Annotated in this window: 17 protein-coding genes; 2 read left to right on the plus strand and 15 right to left on the minus strand. The window is 44.0% G+C overall.

What is annotated here, in order from left to right; genetic code table 11:
- Positions 1–2 precede the first annotated feature (2 nt).
- From DSM107010_RS25375 to DSM107010_RS42425, 11 genes are all read right to left on the minus strand, one after another.
- The gene (locus DSM107010_RS25375; protein WP_106167434.1) at positions 3–1,304 is read right to left on the minus strand and encodes a M20 family metallopeptidase; all 1,302 of its coding nucleotides are present in this window, start codon (positions 1,302–1,304) and stop codon (positions 3–5) included.
- A complete protein-coding gene (locus tag DSM107010_RS25380) occupies positions 1,305–2,105 on the minus strand; it encodes an ABC transporter permease (protein WP_181246346.1) in 801 nt (266 codons plus the stop codon).
- 53 nt (positions 2,106–2,158) lie between these two features.
- On the minus strand, positions 2,159–2,974 hold the full coding sequence (locus DSM107010_RS25385; RefSeq protein WP_106167435.1) for an ABC transporter ATP-binding protein: 816 nt from the start codon (positions 2,972–2,974) through the stop codon (positions 2,159–2,161).
- 8 nt (positions 2,975–2,982) lie between these two features.
- Entirely contained in the window at positions 2,983–4,095 is a 1,113-nt protein-coding gene (locus DSM107010_RS25390; RefSeq protein ID WP_106167436.1) for a taurine ABC transporter substrate-binding protein, read from the minus strand.
- Between the two features lie 445 nt (positions 4,096–4,540).
- A complete protein-coding gene (locus DSM107010_RS25395) occupies positions 4,541–5,269 on the minus strand; it encodes a sulfite exporter TauE/SafE family protein (RefSeq protein ID WP_106167437.1) in 729 nt (242 codons plus the stop codon).
- A 30-nt stretch (positions 5,270–5,299) separates the two neighbouring features.
- Complete coding sequence (locus DSM107010_RS25400) at positions 5,300–6,361, minus strand: YeiH family protein (protein WP_106167438.1); 1,062 nt, start codon at positions 6,359–6,361, stop codon at positions 5,300–5,302.
- A 6-nt stretch (positions 6,362–6,367) separates the two neighbouring features.
- Complete coding sequence (locus DSM107010_RS25405) at positions 6,368–7,465, minus strand: Mrp/NBP35 family ATP-binding protein (RefSeq protein WP_127024203.1); 1,098 nt, start codon at positions 7,463–7,465, stop codon at positions 6,368–6,370.
- Positions 7,458–8,429, minus strand: a complete 972-nt coding sequence (locus DSM107010_RS25410) for a HEAT repeat domain-containing protein (RefSeq protein ID WP_106171225.1) — start codon at positions 8,427–8,429, stop codon at positions 7,458–7,460. The genes DSM107010_RS25405 and DSM107010_RS25410 overlap by 8 nt, the downstream gene beginning before the upstream one ends.
- Positions 8,430–8,439: 10 nt before the next feature.
- Positions 8,440–8,667: a 4Fe-4S dicluster domain-containing protein gene (locus tag DSM107010_RS25415; protein WP_106171222.1), complete on the minus strand. Its 228-nt coding sequence runs from the start codon at positions 8,665–8,667 to the stop codon at positions 8,440–8,442.
- Positions 8,668–8,709: 42 nt separating this feature from the next.
- Positions 8,710–10,398: a fumarate reductase/succinate dehydrogenase flavoprotein subunit gene (locus DSM107010_RS25420; protein ID WP_127024206.1), complete on the minus strand. Its 1,689-nt coding sequence runs from the start codon at positions 10,396–10,398 to the stop codon at positions 8,710–8,712.
- A 58-nt stretch (positions 10,399–10,456) separates the two neighbouring features.
- Positions 10,457–10,585, minus strand: coding sequence for a hypothetical protein (locus DSM107010_RS42425; RefSeq protein ID WP_277871344.1), 129 nt, complete (start codon positions 10,583–10,585; stop codon positions 10,457–10,459).
- A 110-nt stretch (positions 10,586–10,695) separates the two neighbouring features.
- Here DSM107010_RS42425 and DSM107010_RS25425 point away from each other — a divergent pair, with 110 nt between their 5' ends.
- Entirely contained in the window at positions 10,696–12,669 is a 1,974-nt protein-coding gene (locus DSM107010_RS25425; RefSeq protein ID WP_106166996.1) for a LysR family transcriptional regulator, read from the plus strand.
- 11 nt (positions 12,670–12,680) lie between these two features.
- Here the strand turns inward: DSM107010_RS25425 and DSM107010_RS25430 are convergent, their stop codons facing one another.
- Both DSM107010_RS25430 and DSM107010_RS25435 read right to left on the minus strand, forming a co-directional pair.
- A complete protein-coding gene (locus DSM107010_RS25430; protein WP_106166995.1) occupies positions 12,681–13,502 on the minus strand; it encodes an ABC transporter ATP-binding protein in 822 nt (273 codons plus the stop codon).
- Between the two features lie 39 nt (positions 13,503–13,541).
- Entirely contained in the window at positions 13,542–14,288 is a 747-nt protein-coding gene (locus DSM107010_RS25435; RefSeq protein ID WP_409197227.1) for an ABC transporter permease, read from the minus strand.
- Between DSM107010_RS25435 and DSM107010_RS40010 the strand changes: the two genes are divergently transcribed.
- Entirely contained in the window at positions 14,176–14,526 is a 351-nt protein-coding gene (locus DSM107010_RS40010) for a hypothetical protein (RefSeq protein WP_199755734.1), read from the plus strand. The genes DSM107010_RS25435 and DSM107010_RS40010 overlap by 113 nt on opposite strands.
- Before the next feature lie 93 nt (positions 14,527–14,619).
- Here DSM107010_RS40010 and DSM107010_RS25440 read toward each other — a convergent pair whose 3' ends face one another.
- Complete coding sequence (locus DSM107010_RS25440; RefSeq protein WP_106166993.1) at positions 14,620–16,125, minus strand: ABC transporter substrate-binding protein; 1,506 nt, start codon at positions 16,123–16,125, stop codon at positions 14,620–14,622.
- A 334-nt stretch (positions 16,126–16,459) separates the two neighbouring features.
- Positions 16,460–18,121, minus strand: a complete 1,662-nt coding sequence (locus DSM107010_RS25445; RefSeq protein WP_106166992.1) for a carbon-nitrogen hydrolase family protein — start codon at positions 18,119–18,121, stop codon at positions 16,460–16,462.
- Between the last annotated feature and the right edge of the window lie 8 nt (positions 18,122–18,129).

Consider the following 18,129-nt stretch of genomic DNA (forward strand, 5'->3'; position numbering starts at 1 on the left):
AATCAGGGGAGCTTGGCTTGTAGTAGATCGATTAAAGCCAACGCATAAATTTGGGTAGCAGCTACAACTTTATCGATATCAATCGCTTCATTGACAGGAGACCATCCGTCTTCACCTGGACCGAAGGTGATTGAGGGAATACCGCTATGAGAGAACCGTAGAGTATCACAGTAAGCATTCTTACGATAGAGAGCAGGCTCTTTTCCTAAAACTCGGCTATACGCTTTGGATATTGCTCGGACATGAGCCGTGTCTGCGGGAACTTCTATGGACGCAGGTACAAAAGTTTCACCTGGTACAGGAGATATCTTGACATTAAATTGAGTATCGTTCTTTTGTAAAGAAGTAACAACACTCTCGATGTCTTGAACGATTGATTCATACGTCATTCCAGGCACAAGCCCAACTATCCAGACCCTAGCTTTGCAGGCTGGAGGTGTAAACTGCCCCTCTCCAAATTTACCTGCCTCAATTTTCACTGGGCAAATGCTGGGGGGTACTGGACCGTAAAGTGCTGGAGGTTCATGCGTGAAGGTTGCTTGGGACAGAGCTTCAAGCAAGCGGGTCATTTGTAGGATTGGATTAATTCCTTCATCTGGTCGCCAGATATGAGACCGAATACCAGAAATTTCTAAATCCAAAACGCAACAGCCTGAATGAGCAACTGCAATGCCTATGCCCCACTCATTTTCATCTGTCCAAGCAGACGGTTCAGCCGTAATCTCATAATCTCCTGTAAGTCCCTTCTGTTCCAGTAAATACTTAGCACCTAATCCCCCATGACGCTCCTCATCGACACAGTAAGCACAAATGAGTTTTCCGGTGATCGCTACCTTTGCTTGACGCAAGGATTCAATGGCAATTAGCTGACAAGCCAAATTACCTCTAGTATCAGAGGTACCTCTTGCATACAAGTATTGACCGTACCGAGTCGGACGATAAGGATTATGTCCCGTTTTGTGCCACTCCATTGGGTCACAAGCAGGATAGGTGTCAAGGTGATCGTTAAGAATTAAGGTTGGACCATCAACGCCGTCGTCCCAAGAAGCGACCACATTAGGTCTTCCCTCAACCGCCGCAATCAACTCAACCTTAAGACCAAAAAGGCGTAGTTTCTCAGCCACGTGTTTAGCAATATCTTCTTCATAACCACTAGGAACTTCCGGATCTATAGAATTGCCGCAAACGGGCTGTCCAATCGGTACTAATTCCTCAATTAGCTGGACGCATCTCTCTTCAGTAATTGTTTGCAATATGTCTTGTTCCAGTTTAGAGAGTCCTGGTATCTCGGTAATTAGCTTCAATTACTTTCCCTCCCAATGTACTAATTTTGTTGAAATCATGCCCAACAATCGGTCAAAGATTACTCCTAAAAATCCAATCAAAAATATCCCGACAAATAGAGCCTTTGTATTAAAAAAAGTACCTGCATCCTGGATAATAAAGCCTAATCCGTTGTCTCCACCGAGTAGTTCAGAAGCAACAAGGATACCAAAGTCAACTGATAAAGCAATTCGGACTCCCGTCATAATCTGAGGTAGTGCTGAAGGCAAGATGATGTTTAAGAAAATAGCTCGATCGCTAGCTCCAAGAGAATAGCCAGCAAGAATCTTTTGCTCGGGACAGGCTCGAACTCCAGAGATAGTGTTGAGCATCACAATTAATAAGCCTGAGTACAAAATAATCATTACTTTTGAGACTTCACCAATTCCAAACCACAGGATAAATAGGGGAATAAACGCCAGTGGAGGCAGAGGTCTCAAAATCTCAGTGATTAGTGAAAAGGCTGCATTGACGTACTTGTAGTAGCCCATTAACAAACCCAACGCTATGCCTAAGATGGAACCTACAATAAATGCAATCCCAATTCTGCTTAAGCTAGCAGCTAAGTGATCGATTAGCGATCGCCCACCGTAACCATTTTTTGCAATATTGACAAATTCACTACAGATATCAGTTAAGCTAGGCAAGAAAAGCGTATCGATCGACTTGAAAGAGACAGCAAGCTGCCAAGCCATTAGTAAGACTAAAGGTGTAAGTAGAGAAAACATTCCTAGTACTAATCGCTCTTGAAAAACACCTCTATCTATAGTTTTTTTGGACATAGAGCTATATCTATCCAAGTAAATTAGATGCTTGATTAGGGATTTGAAAGCCATTATTGCAAATCCTTCATTGCTGTATAAACTTGTTTCCGATATAAGTTAAATTCTTCTGAAATTCTATTTCTGTGAGAATAACGAGGTTGTTCTAGTTGTATCTTGAACTCATAGAAGATACTACATAGATGTTTTTTAAGCACAATGATGCGATCGCTAAGAAACACCGCTTCATCAATACTATGAGTCACTAGAAGTACAGCTCCTTGGGTTTGCTCGTGCAATCTCAAAAGCTCTTCTTGCAACCCTTCACGGGTTTGGATATCCACTGCAGCAAAAGGTTCGTCCATTAATAAAATTTCAGGTTGCATTACTAGAGAACGGGCTACCGCCACACGTTGTCTCATACCGCCAGAGAGATCGTATGGATATTTATGCTCGAATCCCTCTAGCCCAACCATTTTGACGATGTTTTGAACTCTAAACTTAACTTCGGAACGAGATACCGTTTTAAATTTGAAGCCGAAAGCAATATTTTGCTCTACAGTCATCCAATCGAATAGGGCATTGCTCTGAAAAACTACACCTCGTGAAACTGAGGGTCCTGCAACAACTTGTCCGTTATACTTAACACTACCTGAGATAGGTTTTCTAAACCCAGCAATTAAATTAAGAATTGTTGACTTACCGCAACCAGAAGGACCAATAATTGAGACAAACTCTCCTCTTGCAATATTGAGGTTAATATCTTTAACAATTAAATGTCGTTTGTCATAACCGAATGAAACCTTTTCCAAACAAATGATTTCATCCGTTCGCCGATCTTTTACTTTTGTGGTGTCGAGCTGAGAAGGAAATTGATTCATGTAAGTCATTTGCTAGCTTATACTTTCAAAGTTGAGTCTATGTATTCTTGAACGTAGCTAGAATTAATCAAGGAAGAGTAATCAGAAGGTGCTTTTTGAATTCGCCCTAAACTCTCTAAAAATTTGCCGTACCGCTCAAATGCTGAATAGAATTTTGTGGCTTTCGCTTCTCCTGGCGTACCTAACCAATCAGTTGAGATTTGCTCTTTCACAGGAATAACCTGTGTTCCCTGCCGCTTGACCATTTCTGAAAACTCTGTTTTTGATAAATTGAGTCGCTTCGCTTCCCATCTCTGCTCATTCTGAGGATTTTTGAGATAATTTTGCTGGGCTAAATCCCATGCTTTGATGAATGCTTGGATCGTGTCAGGATTTTGTTCGGCATAAGCTTTGCGAATAGCCCAAATTGCAGCAGTATAGCCATCCACGCTTTCAACAGTTTCAAGGGTAGTAGCACCCAGATTGAGAAGCTCTCCTACGGCTGGCTCCCAAGTCCACACAGCATCAATTTGATTAGCAGAGTAAGCAGGAACCATTCCGGCGGGCTTTAAATTTACTAGTGTAATATCCTGTTCGGTTAAACCTACTTTTTTGAGCGCCTGGAGTGTGAAATAGTGCCCTGTACTGCCAAACGTCACTCCAATTTTCTTACCCTTTAGTGCCGCAGTATTGTCTACATTCCTTGCTAATAATCGCTCTGCTGTACGTGGTGCATGATCGATGAGAAAAACTTCGATCGCAATTCCCCTAGCAAAAGCAGACAGGGCAGGAAAAGGAAAGAACCAAGTTACATCAACCTGCCCGCCGCCAAGTGCTGGTATCATATCTGCTCCAGATGAAAATGGCAGTAGCTCAACCTCCAGCCCAGCATCTTTAAAATAGCCCTCGTTGAATGCAACCATCGTGACATTATTAATATCACCTGTCTGATAGCCAACTTTTATTTTTCTCTGTGAAGTTGGTGCAGCAGAGGCAGTCTCGGTAGAGTTTTGACCTTCTGATTCACTATTGCTTTGTACTTGTCTCGCATCTTTTGCTGCTTCATTACATCCTACTGTTAATAACAATACTCCTACACTCAGGCTAAAATGTTTTAAAAGTCTGCGTCTAGACAGATTAGTTAAGTCCATACTCTTTACTACCCTCATTGAATAATGTGCAATACTCAAAATAGGTTTTACTAAAACTGTTTGTTTACTTGTTTAAAAAATTAGAATACAGTAAGTAGCTTAAATCGCTAAGCATAAAAAAATGATACTGCATTATTGAATTGCGAACCGTGCTGACAAAATTCAATTTTTCTTGGATTTTATATTAACCAATCACTTTTACAAACAGAAGATAATATTAATTAAAGCTTTCAATATCATGTTTTACTGTTATGTAAGCTACAAAATCTTTTTTGTTTTAAAAAATATAATGCCAACATATTTTATTATTTTTATACTGCCTTTTTTTAAAATGAGTTACTAGCACTCTCTGGTAGTTTTTTAATTTTAGAATTCGTTTACTGAGTCAATCAAAAGAAAGTAAGATCGGCTAGAGTAAAGTATTTGAGCCGAGTGCTTCAGTTAGTTATTCGACTATGAATAATATGCCAAGTGCAAGCAGCAAACCATAAATTAGTTTTTCAAATACTTTGGTAGGTATACGCTTACCAATTAGATTTCCTAAAAAGATTCCTGCTGCAATAGCAGGCAGTGAATAAAGATAGGCTCGTACAACTTCTAAAGTCCATAAGCCTGATAATGCATGGCTGGTAACGATTAAACAGTTGGTCAAGAAGAAGTAGCCCTGTAGGTTAATACGATAGTAGTCTGTTGACCATCTTTGGAGCGTTCCGTAAATAACAATCGGTGGCCCGTTGGTGTTATAACCACCACCAAGAACTCCGGCAATAAAACCAAAAATTCCAGCTAACCGCTCATCTCGAAGTTGAGGCAATGCTAACTCAAACAAGCCGTAAGAACCATAGATAATTAATAAGATTCCTAAAATTGATTTTACTAACTGTTCTGGAGCAAATCGAATTAGAATCAGCCCGAATGGAATTCCAATGAATGTGGCAATAAATAACCGCCAGATTCCATGTAGATTAAATAAGCGCCATTGGTTTGATAAAATTATAAAGCTACTCGTTAAACCTACTAGTGCAACAAGTGGCGTCGCTGTTTGTATTTCAGTAACAAAAACTAGTAGTGGCATAGCAACTAAAGCATCTCCAAAACCAATAGCAGAGCGAATAAAAGTTGAAACAAACAAAATACCAGCAAGCAATAATTGAGTTATTTCTGTTGTAGCCATGCCATACTCTTCAACGCTCTCGCAATTGCATCAGTAAAGTGCGGTAGCAAAACCCAGACTAAGAACTGTAATGAACAGCCAAGATAAAGCGCCAAGATAGAGAGGTTTTAGTCCGATTTTTTGCATATTTCGCCAGCGGGTTTCTAATCCCATTGCTGCCATTGCCGTAGATAGAAGTAACAAATTAGCTTGTCCGACATTTGTTTTCAAACTTGTAGAAAAAAGACCCCAGCTATTGAGGAGAATGAGTGCAACAAAGCCAACCGCAAACCAGGGAACTACAGAGCAGACTGGATGATTTGCGTTGCTTGCAGTTTGGCTGCGTGCGTACAAGGTACTGGCGATCGGTATAATTGGAGCCAGCCAGAGAACTCGCGATAGCTTGGCAATGCTGGCAAGCTCTCCACTCACGGAATTAAATTGAAAGGCAGCTGCGATCGCTTGCGCTACTTCATGAATGGACGATCCGCACCAAATCCCAAAAGCCTCTGGAGTCAAGCTGAGAAAAGGTAGAACCAATGGATAGAGCAGCATGGAAAGCGTACCGTACAAAGTAATAATTCCCACAGCATAAGTAGTATCTTCATCCGAATTATCGATTGTGGCTGCCATAGCAACGATCGCTGATGCTCCACAGATCGACGTTCCAACTGCAATTAAATATGTTAATGCCTTCCCCACCTTGAGGTAGCGTCCCAGCCAACAAGTAAACCCGAAGGTCGCTACTAGTACGATCGCGATCCCTAAAAATCCGATAATGCCAACCTGATGTAGCTGGGACAGGCTAACTTGCAGTCCTAACAAGGCGATCGCCAATCGTAGCAGTCGCTTGAGCGCAAATTTAATTCCAGGGTGACATCGAATCGGAACTCCCACGCTATTTTGCAACAGAATTCCTAGCAGAATTGCCAGAATCAGAGGACTTAATATATTCAAACCAGGAAGCAAATGCAGCAGGAAGGCAACGCTTGCTATGCACAGGGCGAGCAGCAAACCTGGAGCGATGCGAACTATTTGCCGCTCTAGTCTCTTTCTGGCAATTTCAACGACTAAACTCCACTTCGGCAGGGTTGTCTCAGCTTTTCGCCGCATAGAACCTCATAGATGGGAAGATAGTGGCACGAGAACGGGGCAAAACGTTGCATTCAAGGCTGCGGCGATCTGCTGGAATGTTCTACTAGTTAAAGAGATTGAATCTGCCAACGTTAGCGGTTTTCCTGCATCCCCACCCGTACAAATTTGCGGGTCGATTGGTACTTGTCCTAGTAAGGGAGTATGAAGTTCTGCTGCTAACTGCTTGCCGCCGCCACTGCCAAAGATAGGAATCGCTTCCCCAAAGCGATCGCGCAGGTAACTCATGTTTTCGACAATTCCCAGTACTGGAATACCAACTTTGCGGAACATATGCAGATTACGACGAACATCGGCAACGGCAACCTGCTGAGGTGTGGTGACTAAAATTACGCCGCAGATCGGGCTTTCTTGCACGATTGTAATTTGAGCATCTCCAGTTCCAGGCGGTAGATCGATCAGCAGGTAATCTAACTCGCCCCACTCAACTTGATGAATAAATTGAGTCAGAATCTTGTGCAATACGGGACCGCGCCAAGCTAAAGGGCGATCGGGTTCTGCCAGTAAACCAACAGACATCACTTTTATACCGTGCGCTGTTAGCGGCAAAAACCTCTGACCATTCGAGGTATCAATTGCTTGCACGTCCGCCTGTCTCAATCCCAGCATTTGAGGCACGTTGGGACCGTAGATATCGGCATCCAGCAGCCCCACTTTTGCCCCTCCAACACTGAGCGCCGCAGCTAGATTGACCGCAGTGGTGGATTTTCCCACTCCACCTTTACCGCTAGAAATTGCCAGGGTCGTTCTTACACCAGGAATTGTGCAGATTTGGATATAAGTCTTTTTGCACCAAGGCAACGACGACAGCAGCGATTGGATTTGTTCTTGCAGGTGAAGCTGGTGGCTGCCGACGTACAGGCGCAGGTAGATATAGTTGTCTACAACTCGTAAGTTTCGCACCATTCCCAAGCTAACGATATCATTCTTCAGCGTAGGTTCGATAACCTGCTTCAGTAGTTGCGCCACATCTCGATGGCGTGCTTCTGCCACTGGATCGGCAGGGATAGGTGCATGAGTTAGAGTCGTTGGGCTGGCGTGCCAGGGTAACCGATCGCTATGCATGAGAAGTTTCCTGCATCGATTGAATCTGCTGGATTGCTCTTTGGGTGTAAATGCATACGTCTTTATCTGGATCGTCTAATGCTTGTTGCAGAGCATTGAGGGCAGCAGGATTTTGTAAAACGCCAAGGGCGATCGCCGCTTCTTTTCGCACGTCGGAATATTCATCTGTTAATGCTTTGACTAAGGCGGGTAAGGTACAGTTATCTGGCGTTTTCTGCAAGGCTTGCAGTGCAAACTTTCGCACCTGCCAGTGTTCGTCTCTCAAGGCAGTTTCCAAAACGGCTACGGCTGTGGAATCGGCATGAATGAAGAGCGATTTAGCTGCATTGCGCCTGACTTGCCAATCTGCATCGGCTGTCAGTGCTTGACAAAGTGTGGGAATGACTTCTGGATCTGCTAAATGTCCTAAAGTTAATGCTGTCGCCCGCCGTACTGTTGCGTCTGGATCTGACATCAGCGCGATCGCGGCGTGACAGCTGGCGACTTGATTGAGATATCTCAGCGTCGTGACAGCAGCTTCGCGCAACTGAGCATTTGCGGATTTAAAAAAGGGCAGAACGTAAGACAAACATTGAATATCGTGGATCTTCCGCAGCAAAAACAGGATATTCAACTGTACGTTTGGATCGTCTTGATGCAGGGCATCGAGTAGCAACAACAAATGCTCGGTAGAAACTAATTCGCCCAAGGCAGAGCGGGCTTCGTCGCGAATCTCCGCATCAGAGGAGGCAAGGCATTTTACTAAAGCCGGAACCGCAGCAGGGTTGGCTAGCTCCCAAAGAGCCGTAACTGCCAGCTTTTGTACTGCTTGGCTCTTGTCTGCGAGAGCCATTATCAATGGCTCCAATGCTGCCTCATCTCCCAAGTGTTGCAAGGTTTTGACGGCAACTAGGCGATCGCTTAAGTCGGGCGATCGCAACATTTCTATCCATTGGTTCAACTCAGAATCAAATTCAGCAGTCATTTTTACTTCTCTAGCGCAACAAGAATGGAATTTGGACTGTAATCGCGTTTGTCGGACATTCTTTTTCGCAGGGTAAGCAGAACCAGCACTCGTCGTACTTCATGTAGGCTTTGCCAGTTTCAGGATTCTTTGCCAACACGTCCAACGGACACACCTCAATACAAGCCGTACATTTTTCCAGACATTTTGATTCGTCCACGATCACTGGCACGTCAACTCGTTGTGTTGCTAAAGCCATAATGTTAATAACTCTCCTGAATCCAAAATCTAAAATTCAAAATCAGCGAACTGCTACGTCATAAACTTCTGTGACGACATCCACATCCACGATGTACGGCTCGACCGGACGCTTAAACAACACCATTTCACCGGACTCATCGCGCTTTAAATTGACATGACAGAACCATTCATCGTTGTTTTTCTCTGGATAGTCCAAGCGATAGTGATACAGCCCCCAACGACTTTCGCGGCGATACAGCGAGGTGCGGGCTGCCATTTCCGCACAATCTCGAATAAAGTGGACTTCCATACAGCGCATTAATTCGTGGGGATCGCGAGCGCCCATCAGGTCTAGCGTTTCCTGATAGCGCCTGAAGTATCTCAAGCCAACCTCCATCTTGTGGCTGGATTTCGGTGGTTGGAGATAGTCATTCACCAAACGGCGTAACTTGTATTCCACTTGCGTGTGGGGAATGCCATTTGAGCGATCCAGAGGGGCGTAAATCCGAGCTTTTTCTGCTGCCAAAAATTCGGGATCGGGTTCAACGTGTGATAAGTCTTGGCTGTAGGCAATCGCGTTCTCACCTGCTAATCGCCCAAACACGAACGCTCCAATCATGTAATTGTGCGGCACGCTTGCCATGTCTCCGGCTGCATATAGACCTGGTACGGTTGTTTCTGCTTTTTCATTCACCCAGACTCCAGAAGCACTATGACCGCTACACAGCCCAATCTCGGAAATATTCATCTCCACGCCATGCGTGCGATAGTTTTCACCCCGATTTGCATGGAAGCGTCCTCTACTGGGGCGCTCGTTTGCCCACAGAATTGACTCGATTTCAGCAATTGTATTCTCATCCAGGTGAGTCATTTTGAGCTGGACTGGACCCTTACCGGAATTTAATTCCTTCCACACCTCCAGCATCATTTGACCGCTCCAGTAGTCGCAACTAATGAAACGGTGTCCTTCCGCATTGGCGGTGTACGCGCCGAAGGGACTGGCAACATAAGCACAAGCAGGACCGTTGTAGTCTTTGATTAAGGGGTTGATCTGGAAGCACTCAATATTGGTTAGTTCTGCTCCAGCGTGGTATGCCATTGCATAACCATCTCCGGCGTTGGTGGGGTTTTCATACGTACCGTAAAGATAGCCGGAGGCAGGCAAACCCAAGCGTCCGCAGGCTCCCGTACAAAGAATGACAGCTTTTGCCTGGATAACCACAAAATCGCCATTGCGAACATCAAAGCCAACAGCTCCAATGGCGCGACCGTTTCGCACTAACACGCGAGTTGCCATGACGCGATTTGTGACTTTAGCTTTATGGCGTTTGACTTGACGAGTTAGAATTGTCTTCAAGTCTTTGCCTTCCGGCATTGGTAGCACGTACTTGCCGACCCGATGTACCTGTTTTAAGTCGTAGTTACCTTGAGCGTCTTTCTGAAATTTGACTCCCCAGCTCTCTAGTTCTTGAATGACTTCAAACCCAAGTTTGCCTGTTTGATAGACTGCTTGCTGGTTGAGGATGCCGTCGTTGGAGATCGTGATTTCGCGGACGTATTGTTCGGGAGTGGAATTGCCAGGAATTACGGCAGTGTTGACTCCATCCATCCCCATCGCGATCGCGCCACTCCGACGAATATTTGCTTTCTCCAAAATCAGCACATCTGCTTCTGGATTTGCTTGCTTGGCTTTGATGGCAGCCATCGTTCCAGCCGTGCCACCACCAACAACGAGAACATCAGTCTTCATCCATTGAGTATTCACCCAGAACTCCTCTCTATTTGCATTTGCGAAAACTCTCGATTTTTCAAGCAATCGGTTGAGGTAACCAGGGAAATCTGCGTAAATCTTGTTTGGCTTCCCTATTACCGCAGACGCAATGCGATCGCCGATAAATATTGCTGTGGCGACGCTGCCTGTTTTGCTCTAAATTCATTGTGCAACAAATATAACTGTTTTTTTATCCAACTCTTTTATAGACTAATAAAACAATTCGATAATAAAAATCGGCAATAGCCGACGAAATTGTATTAATAATTTGGCACTATGGAAGTTTATCAAGTTAGAGTTTTTCTCGAAGTCGCTCGTCACTTGAGTTTTACTGAAGCAGCAGATACGTTAAATCTGACTCAGCCTGCCGTGAGTGCCAAGATCAAATCTTTAGAATCTGAATTAGGAACGCCACTTTTCTATCGGCTAGGAAGAAAAGTTCAGTTGACAGAAGTTGGTGAATTTTTATTGGCAGAAGCTCCGAAACTGATCCAGATAGAAAATCAACTCCTGCAAAGAGTTGAAGAAATCAAAAAAGGTAAATTCGGCAACTTAAAAATTGGCTGTACAGCCGCGATCGCCAATGGTTGGTTGCCTCAATTCATCTTTGAATATCGTCAACAACATCCTGGTATCCAAACTCAGTGTCTTGTATTTGATTCAGCCGAACTTCTCTATCGAGCAGTGACTGGCGAACAAGTCGATTTGGGAATTTCCGAACTGAGTTTTGCAGATTTTTCCGAAATATTTGCCACGGTAGTTGATGCGATCGACTACTCTTTATTTATTGCTGCAAACCACCCATTGAGTAAACAGGGCTGGTTGAGCCTACAGGAGTTGAAAAAATATCCTTGGGCAATCCTCGCTGCTGACTCTCCTAGCCGATTGATGTTCGAGTCTCGGTTAGCAGAAATCGGGCTATCTTTAGCTGACTTTCCTCTATTAGAAATTGTCGATACAATCGGCTTGATGCGAACCTATATTTTACAAGGAAATTATTTAGGATTCGCTGCTAATTTCGATTTTAAATCTGAATGCAAGGCGGGAATGTTAGTACCGATTTCCCTGCAAGAATTTGCCTTGTCGGGAAATGTCTACTTACTGTCCCTCAAGCGGTTGAGTTTGTCTTATGAAGCCAGTTACGATCGCTCGAATCCTCGATCGCGCAGTTTAAACCCAAGTCAAAAATTCATTGCTTTAATTCAAAATTTGTCGCAACAAAAATCGCCATCTCCTATAAGACTGCGATCGCCAAGTTTTAACCTTCGTACTGCTAATTCTCCACGTCCTGAAACTTTAAATCTCTCAATTGGGATTCAAAACGGTACGATTCCCGCAATTACAGCCGGATTGCTGGTGCAACGCTTGAATTTGTTAGAACACTTTTTACCCAGAGATGGACGTTATAGCGCCACCCGCTATCAAATTAATTGGTGTGACTTCCCTACTGGAGCGCCAATCGTAGAAGGGCTACACTCTGGCAAGCTCGATATCGGCATTCTGGGCGATTACCCCTTACTGCTGAGTGCTGCATCAGGAAATAGTGCCAACGCTAGAAAAACTCGTTTGGTGAGCTTTATCTCGATCGATCCCGACGGCTCTTGCAGTGCTGCGATCGTTCCAAACCAATCTCCAATTCAGAGTCTTGAAGACTTACGCGGAGGTGCGATCGCGGTTCCTTTTGGTTCTGCCGCTCACGGCATGGTGATGCGATCGCTTAATTCTGCTAACCTACTCAACGAAGTCAAATTGACATCGCTAGAACATGCTGACCTCACTCAACAGTTTAGTTTTCCCGCACACCTAGCAGATGGTTATGCCCATTTTACTCCTTTCCACGAAATCGCTTGCCGTAAAGGTAAATTTCGTTACTTATCTCGCGGCAATTGGGAGAATTTACCTGCATTTTATGGAGTTGTAGCTAGTAGCGAAATCGCCCAGCAGTATCCAGAAGTTGTCATTGCTTACTTAAAAGCAGTTGCTGCGGCTCAATACTGGTACGATACGACATCTGCTGCTGCCGATCTAGTCAGTCGGTGGACTCAGTTAGAAACAGAAATTGTCGCTCAAATTCTCAATAGTTCGCAACAACACCAGCCTGGACGTTTTTTGTCAGAGATGAATATTCGCCCTGATTGGTTAAACTTACATATCGAGCGCCTGACTCAGATTCCTGCCAATGCCGATTTACTCAAAATTGACTTGAATAACTGGATTCAAGCAGAGTTTTTGTTGCAACTGAATACTTAGTCCAAACTGCATCATTCTAATTCCATGCTTCTGAGGGTTTCCTCTCGAATTAGTTCAAATACGTGACGATTGAGCTGCGCGAATTCTGGTGTTAGCATACAATCGGCGTGGCGAGGTCGATCTAGCTCGACTTCGACAGCTTCTTTGATTCTGCCTGGATTTACACCCATGACAAAGATGCGATCGCTTAAAAATAGGGCTTCCTCAATATCGTGAGTCACAAACATGACGGTAGATTTTAGCTCGCTCCAAATGCTCAAAAGTAACTCTTGCATCATGTGACGAGTTTGAGCATCCAGCGCGGCGAAAGGTTCGTCCATCAGCAGTACCGAGGGCGAGTTGACTAACGCTCTTACGATACTAGCTCGTTGTTGCATCCCTCCTGATAGCTGATGCGGGTAGGAATGGCGATGCTTGTAAAGACCAACTCGATTGAGATAGTAATTAACTAATTCTTGTCGTTCAGCCTTGGAAACGCCTCGAATCTTCAAGCCAAACTCGACATTTTGAAACGTAGTTTTCCACGGTAATAACGAGTATTGCTGAAACACAAAACCGCGATCGGCTCCAGGACTATTTACCTGTCGCTTGTCCACAAAGACGTAGCCACTCGATGGTTTGATAAAACCTGCTACGACATTAAGAATAGTCGATTTACCACAGCCAGAGGGACCTAACAAACAAATAAATTCCCCTGGGCTAATCTTGAAGTTAATCGAGTCCAATACCGAAATGTTTTGTCCCTTGCGCTTAAAGGTAACTGATAAGTTCTCCAGCTCTACAAACCCTTTGACTGCTGCTTGAGCAACTCTTTCCGCCAGCTTAAATGCCATTTTCAACCCTCGTACAAGCCAAATCTCAACAATTTTTACCTACGAGCTTTTCTTCTTCATCACTCGCCAAGGCATCAGTAATTGGGTGAGGCGATCGACTGCGTAAGAACTCAACGCTCCCATCAAGCCGATTAGCAACATCCCCATGACGATCGGCGGATAGTTAGAGGTGACGTATGATTCCCAAGTCAGATAGCCGACTCCGTAGCGTCCGGCAAGAATCTCGGCAGTGACGAGACAAAACCAAGAATTACCCATGCCAATAACTAAACCACTCGCAATACTCGGCATTGCTCCTGGCACGACAATATCTTTAAACGTATGCCATTGCTTTGCACCCAAGCATTGCCCAACTCGCAACAATACGATATCCGTACTTTCAACTCCTTTGATCGTGCTAATCAAGATTGGAAAAAATGCACCAATAAACGTGATGTAGATCATCCCCGATTCCGAATCGGGAAACATCAAAATTGCCAAAGGTATCCAGGCTACAGCAGGAATCGGTCTGAGTAACTCCAGTGGTAAGAAAGCTAAGTCCTCAATCTTCTGAAACCAACCGATCGCAATGCCTAAGCTAATTCCGAAAATTGTGGCTGTGGTATAACCTGCAAATACTCGAAATACGCTCGCTTTAATATGCGTCATTGGGTCGCCAGAAAAAAATTGAATTGTGGCTCCCAAAACTTCTATTGGAGATGGCAAAAAAGCAAAGTTAATAAAGAAGTTAAACTTGATCGTGCATAAAAGCTGCCAAATTCCAAAAAATAGCAAAAGTGACAGCAAACGTCTGAACGTTTTGGAATTATGCCATAACGGAGTCATTGAGGTGCGTTCGCTAGCAGACCCAGATGAATTAAACAAGCGAGCTATCGCCGCACTCAAACGCTCTATTGGTCTAACTTTGTTAGAACGCCTTGAAGACGAGTTAGACATCAAAACAACCTCCCAAATTGCAAAGTTCAAGCCGCGCCAGCAGTCGCAATTGATAGACGAGCGACAGCGACTAACGACCGATCGCTAATTACCAATTACCAAACACCGAGCGGTAATTTATCCCAAGTCAAATGTTTCACAGCACAGATCCGGCAAACTGTATCGCTTGACTCCAAAAATATTAGCGGTTACTAGCCGCTACCACTGGTTTCGCTGTCTGGGCATACGACTGCTGCAATCCTTGGAATGTCGCAACTTGAGCGTTTGCTTGTTTTGCAAAGGCTTGAGCATCTTTTTGGGTTAAAAATGCAGACACTTCATTGCCTTGACGCACGAAAAAGGAATTTTCGGCAAACAACTTCCATCCTTTGTGGCGATCGTGGACGAAAATTGCACTTGTTGTCTTGCCATCAGCTTTAAGCTTTTGCAGTGCTGCCATTATATTTTGGATCGAGGCAAAATTCATCACTTTGTTCTCACCTTCCAGCCAAACTTGAGCCGCCATTTTCGCATTAGCAATCTTCTCTCCAGTTTGGGCATCTTTCCCCGCGATCGTAAAAGAATCGGCAGTGGCAACAACATCATTGTATTTCAGTCCCATCTCTTGCATTGCCTGCTTGAGATAGTTTTCGTCTGCCTGCTTCACCACTGACTCAGGAGTTATACTGGCATCTAACTTACCTAACTGCTTCAGCGTCACGACGCTATTTTTCAACGCTTCCAAGTGAACTTGACGAATGGTTGGATCGAGCTTTTGTAAGCCAGAAGGACCGATGAACATATAAACGACTTCTCGCTCCACCCCAGTCCATTTTTCAACTTTGGCAGCGATCGCTTCTGGTTGTGCGCGAAACATTTTATTTGCGTCTAGCAGTGCCTTGAGATATGCAACGACGACTTCGGGATGGGCTTTGGCAAAGTCCGAACGCACTAGCACTCCATGTAAGGTAGGAACGTTTGTTTGGGCACCATCAAAAATTTTCTTGGCAAAGCCGCGAAAAGAAAACAATTCACCAAAGGGGACGAAATTTGCATGAGCGTCAATTTGCTTCGTTTGCAGATTGCTACCTCCAACTTCAGGAGATTGGCTGACTAGCTTGAGATCTTTTTCTGGATCGATCTGTGCGCCCTTGAGTGCTTTCAGTAACATCCCATGAGCTGCCGAACCAAATGGCACAGAAACTTGTTTACCCTTTAAATCTGTTAGGGTTTTAACCGTACTGTCTTTGGGAACTACAATTGCATTTCCAGCTCCCGTGGGGCTGTAGCCCAGCGTCGCAATGTATTTCGTCCTTACATCTCCTCCCTTCTGCTGGAAAGTCGTCATGTTAATTGTGGCTGGAAAATCTCCCATTAAGCCAATATCAATTTGGTTTGCCAGCATTTTGTTGGTAATAGGTGGTCCAGAAGTGTAGCTCGACCACTCAATTTTGTAATCTACATTTTGGTATTTACCAGTTTTAGGCAGATATTTTTCTAATAGTTTTTCTTCCCGAATTATTGAACCGCCTGTTGCGGTGTTGATGACTTGATCTTGCGTTCCAATTGAAATCCGAACGACTTTCTTATTAGTTGAATTATCTGGGTTACTCGCGGACGTTCCCTTAGAACAAGCATTGGCAAACACCAAAGGTATCACTAACAGAGTGGATACAAAACCTTTTCTCGTAAAATGCTCTCGTCTCATAACAGAATTTACTTTATTTTTGGATCTCTCTGTTTATCTATTTAATTAAGCGAATAGTAGCTGTATCTGTAGGTAAAGATACAAAGATAGTTGATATCTGTATTCTGCTTATAGAAAAGATAACTGAGTTGATAAAAATATTTTATTAATACTGAAAATATAATTTAAGACAACACTTTGTCTGTATGTATCTGATTGATGAATCTCAAGTAGGTTCGCAATAAATATCTATATGTTTTTTCTGATTTATTCTCAATTCTTCTCTAATCAGTTCAATATTTCATTGAATATCTCTCTGAGCGATGAACATTTTTTCAGCCGTGGCAAAATCTTGTCAGAACGATGATGAAACCAGAGGCTCAAAGGTATCAACCAGTCGATTGCGTAGCATGTCAACTTTAGGAATCATTTGTTTTTGCCGCGATAGTGCTAGATTCACATGCATTGGCATGACTGCACCATGACGCTTTACGGGTGGAGCTGCAAGTTTCACGTCCCAGCGATCGAACCCTTCAGGCGATATAACGAAAGAACCACCAGGATAGGGACAGTCCGTTCTATTTGCACAAATTAAGTAGACGCGATTATCTACTGCCTTGGGAACAGCCAACAACTCTCGCTCGAATGGATGCTGCCAAGCACAACACCAAGCGATCGTATCAGCCCCATTTAAAGCTAAAGCTCTAGTCGATTCTGGGAAGTAACCGTCGTATCCTAGTATTATGCCTATGCGACCAAAAGGCGTTTCAAAAACTGGAAATGAATTTCCAGGTTTCGCCCAGGCTCTAATTTTAGGCTCTAAATGCACTTGATGATAGCGACCGATAACTTCACCTTCAACCCCAACTAAAACAGCAGTAGGTATCAAGGCATCTGCAACTTGCTCGATTAAGGGAAGAATCAGAGCACAACCATAACTTTTGGTAATTTTAGCTGCTTGCTGTAAATGCTTAAAAGCTTGAAGAGATGCAGCTTTGGCTTCTTCAGCATTAGGTAACCAGGTTGGAACGTTAAAGTGTTGAGGTAATGCGATCAGTTTTGCTCCAAGCTTGGCTGCATGACCGATCATCTCAAATGCTGCCTCAAGACTAGCTGGTTCTGGAATTGCATGAGATTGAACCGCAGCTACTTTAGCGATCGCCTGTTCCGGTACTAAAGGCTGTTGGAGTAGTGGAGCTAGTGGAGTTTTCGCAAAAGGTTTTCGGAGAATTTGATAGGTATCAGGGCGACGGTCTAATAATTTGCGATGAAGCTGACAAGCATCAAGTCGGATTTCAGCAGTGGCTACACCATGAGTATCGTAAGGAATTTGAGCCATGACATGACCAGTAGGGGCAACAATCGAACTTCCACCTGGGTAGTAAATACTGCGCTCCACCCCTGCTTTAGTCGCTGCAACTATCCATACTCCATTCTCGTAAGCACGGGCAGGTACCCACATTTCGGCTCGATCCATGACAAAAAAGTTTGCCATGTCAACGAGAATTTCAGCTTTTTGTAAAGCCAGACAACGAGCAATTTCAGGAATACGCCCGTCAAAGCAAATTAGCAAACCAACTCGACCCAACTCTGTATCAACCACTGGACAACCTTTGTTACCAACCTCAAACCAGTTCTGGTCGTGCGTTGCTAAGAATTGCTTCTGGTAGTGGAGAATAACTTTGCCTTGAGGATCTAGCAAAACACCGCTATTGTAAATCTTGCCGTTACTGATATCTTTTTCAGTAATACCGCTAGCAATATATATTTCATACCGACGACAAAGGTCTGCGATCGCGCTTACATATATTCCAGAGAGCGTTTCTGCCAAATTCGCACAGTGCAGCGCCGAATCGAATAGATAGCCAGTATTCATGCACTCTGGAAAGACGACCAGTTTTGCTCCCTGTCGCACTGCCTCTTGGGTATAATGACGCACCAAGTTTATGTTATGCTCGATGTCTCCCAATACAGCTAAAGTTTGAACGACGGCGGCTCGAAAACTTGCTTTGACCATAAATGTGT

The sequence above is a fragment of the Chroococcidiopsis cubana SAG 39.79 genome, assembly GCF_003991895.1.
In the GTDB taxonomy this organism is placed as follows: Bacteria; Cyanobacteriota; Cyanobacteriia; order Cyanobacteriales; family Chroococcidiopsidaceae; genus Chroococcidiopsis; species Chroococcidiopsis thermalis.

What these genes read in the sequence shown, in the direction of transcription:
- DSM107010_RS25380 (WP_181246346.1), bottom strand. Translation starts at nt 2,105, where the DNA reads ATGTCCAAAAAAACTATAGATAGAGGTGTTTTTCAAGAGCGATTAGTA.
- DSM107010_RS25390 (WP_106167436.1), bottom strand. Translation starts at nt 4,095, where the DNA reads ATGGACTTAACTAATCTGTCTAGACGCAGACTTTTAAAACATTTTAGC.
- DSM107010_RS25385 (WP_106167435.1), bottom strand. Translation starts at nt 2,974, where the DNA reads ATGACTTACATGAATCAATTTCCTTCTCAGCTCGACACCACAAAAGTA.
- DSM107010_RS25405 (WP_127024203.1), bottom strand. Translation starts at nt 7,465, where the DNA reads ATGCATAGCGATCGGTTACCCTGGCACGCCAGCCCAACGACTCTAACT.
- DSM107010_RS25410 (WP_106171225.1), bottom strand. Translation starts at nt 8,429, where the DNA reads ATGACTGCTGAATTTGATTCTGAGTTGAACCAATGGATAGAAATGTTG.
- DSM107010_RS25440 (WP_106166993.1), bottom strand. Translation starts at nt 16,125, where the DNA reads ATGAGACGAGAGCATTTTACGAGAAAAGGTTTTGTATCCACTCTGTTA.
- DSM107010_RS25430 (WP_106166995.1), bottom strand. Translation starts at nt 13,502, where the DNA reads ATGGCATTTAAGCTGGCGGAAAGAGTTGCTCAAGCAGCAGTCAAAGGG.
- DSM107010_RS25400 (WP_106167438.1), bottom strand. Translation starts at nt 6,361, where the DNA reads ATGCGGCGAAAAGCTGAGACAACCCTGCCGAAGTGGAGTTTAGTCGTT.
- DSM107010_RS25445 (WP_106166992.1), bottom strand. Translation starts at nt 18,121, where the DNA reads ATGGTCAAAGCAAGTTTTCGAGCCGCCGTCGTTCAAACTTTAGCTGTA.
- DSM107010_RS25420 (WP_127024206.1), bottom strand. Translation starts at nt 10,398, where the DNA reads ATGAAGACTGATGTTCTCGTTGTTGGTGGTGGCACGGCTGGAACGATG.
- DSM107010_RS42425 (WP_277871344.1), bottom strand. Translation starts at nt 10,585, where the DNA reads ATGAATTTAGAGCAAAACAGGCAGCGTCGCCACAGCAATATTTATCGG.
- DSM107010_RS25415 (WP_106171222.1), bottom strand. Translation starts at nt 8,667, where the DNA reads ATGGCTTTAGCAACACAACGAGTTGACGTGCCAGTGATCGTGGACGAA.
- DSM107010_RS25395 (WP_106167437.1), bottom strand. Translation starts at nt 5,269, where the DNA reads ATGGCTACAACAGAAATAACTCAATTATTGCTTGCTGGTATTTTGTTT.
- DSM107010_RS25425 (WP_106166996.1), top strand. Translation starts at nt 10,696, where the DNA reads ATGGAAGTTTATCAAGTTAGAGTTTTTCTCGAAGTCGCTCGTCACTTG.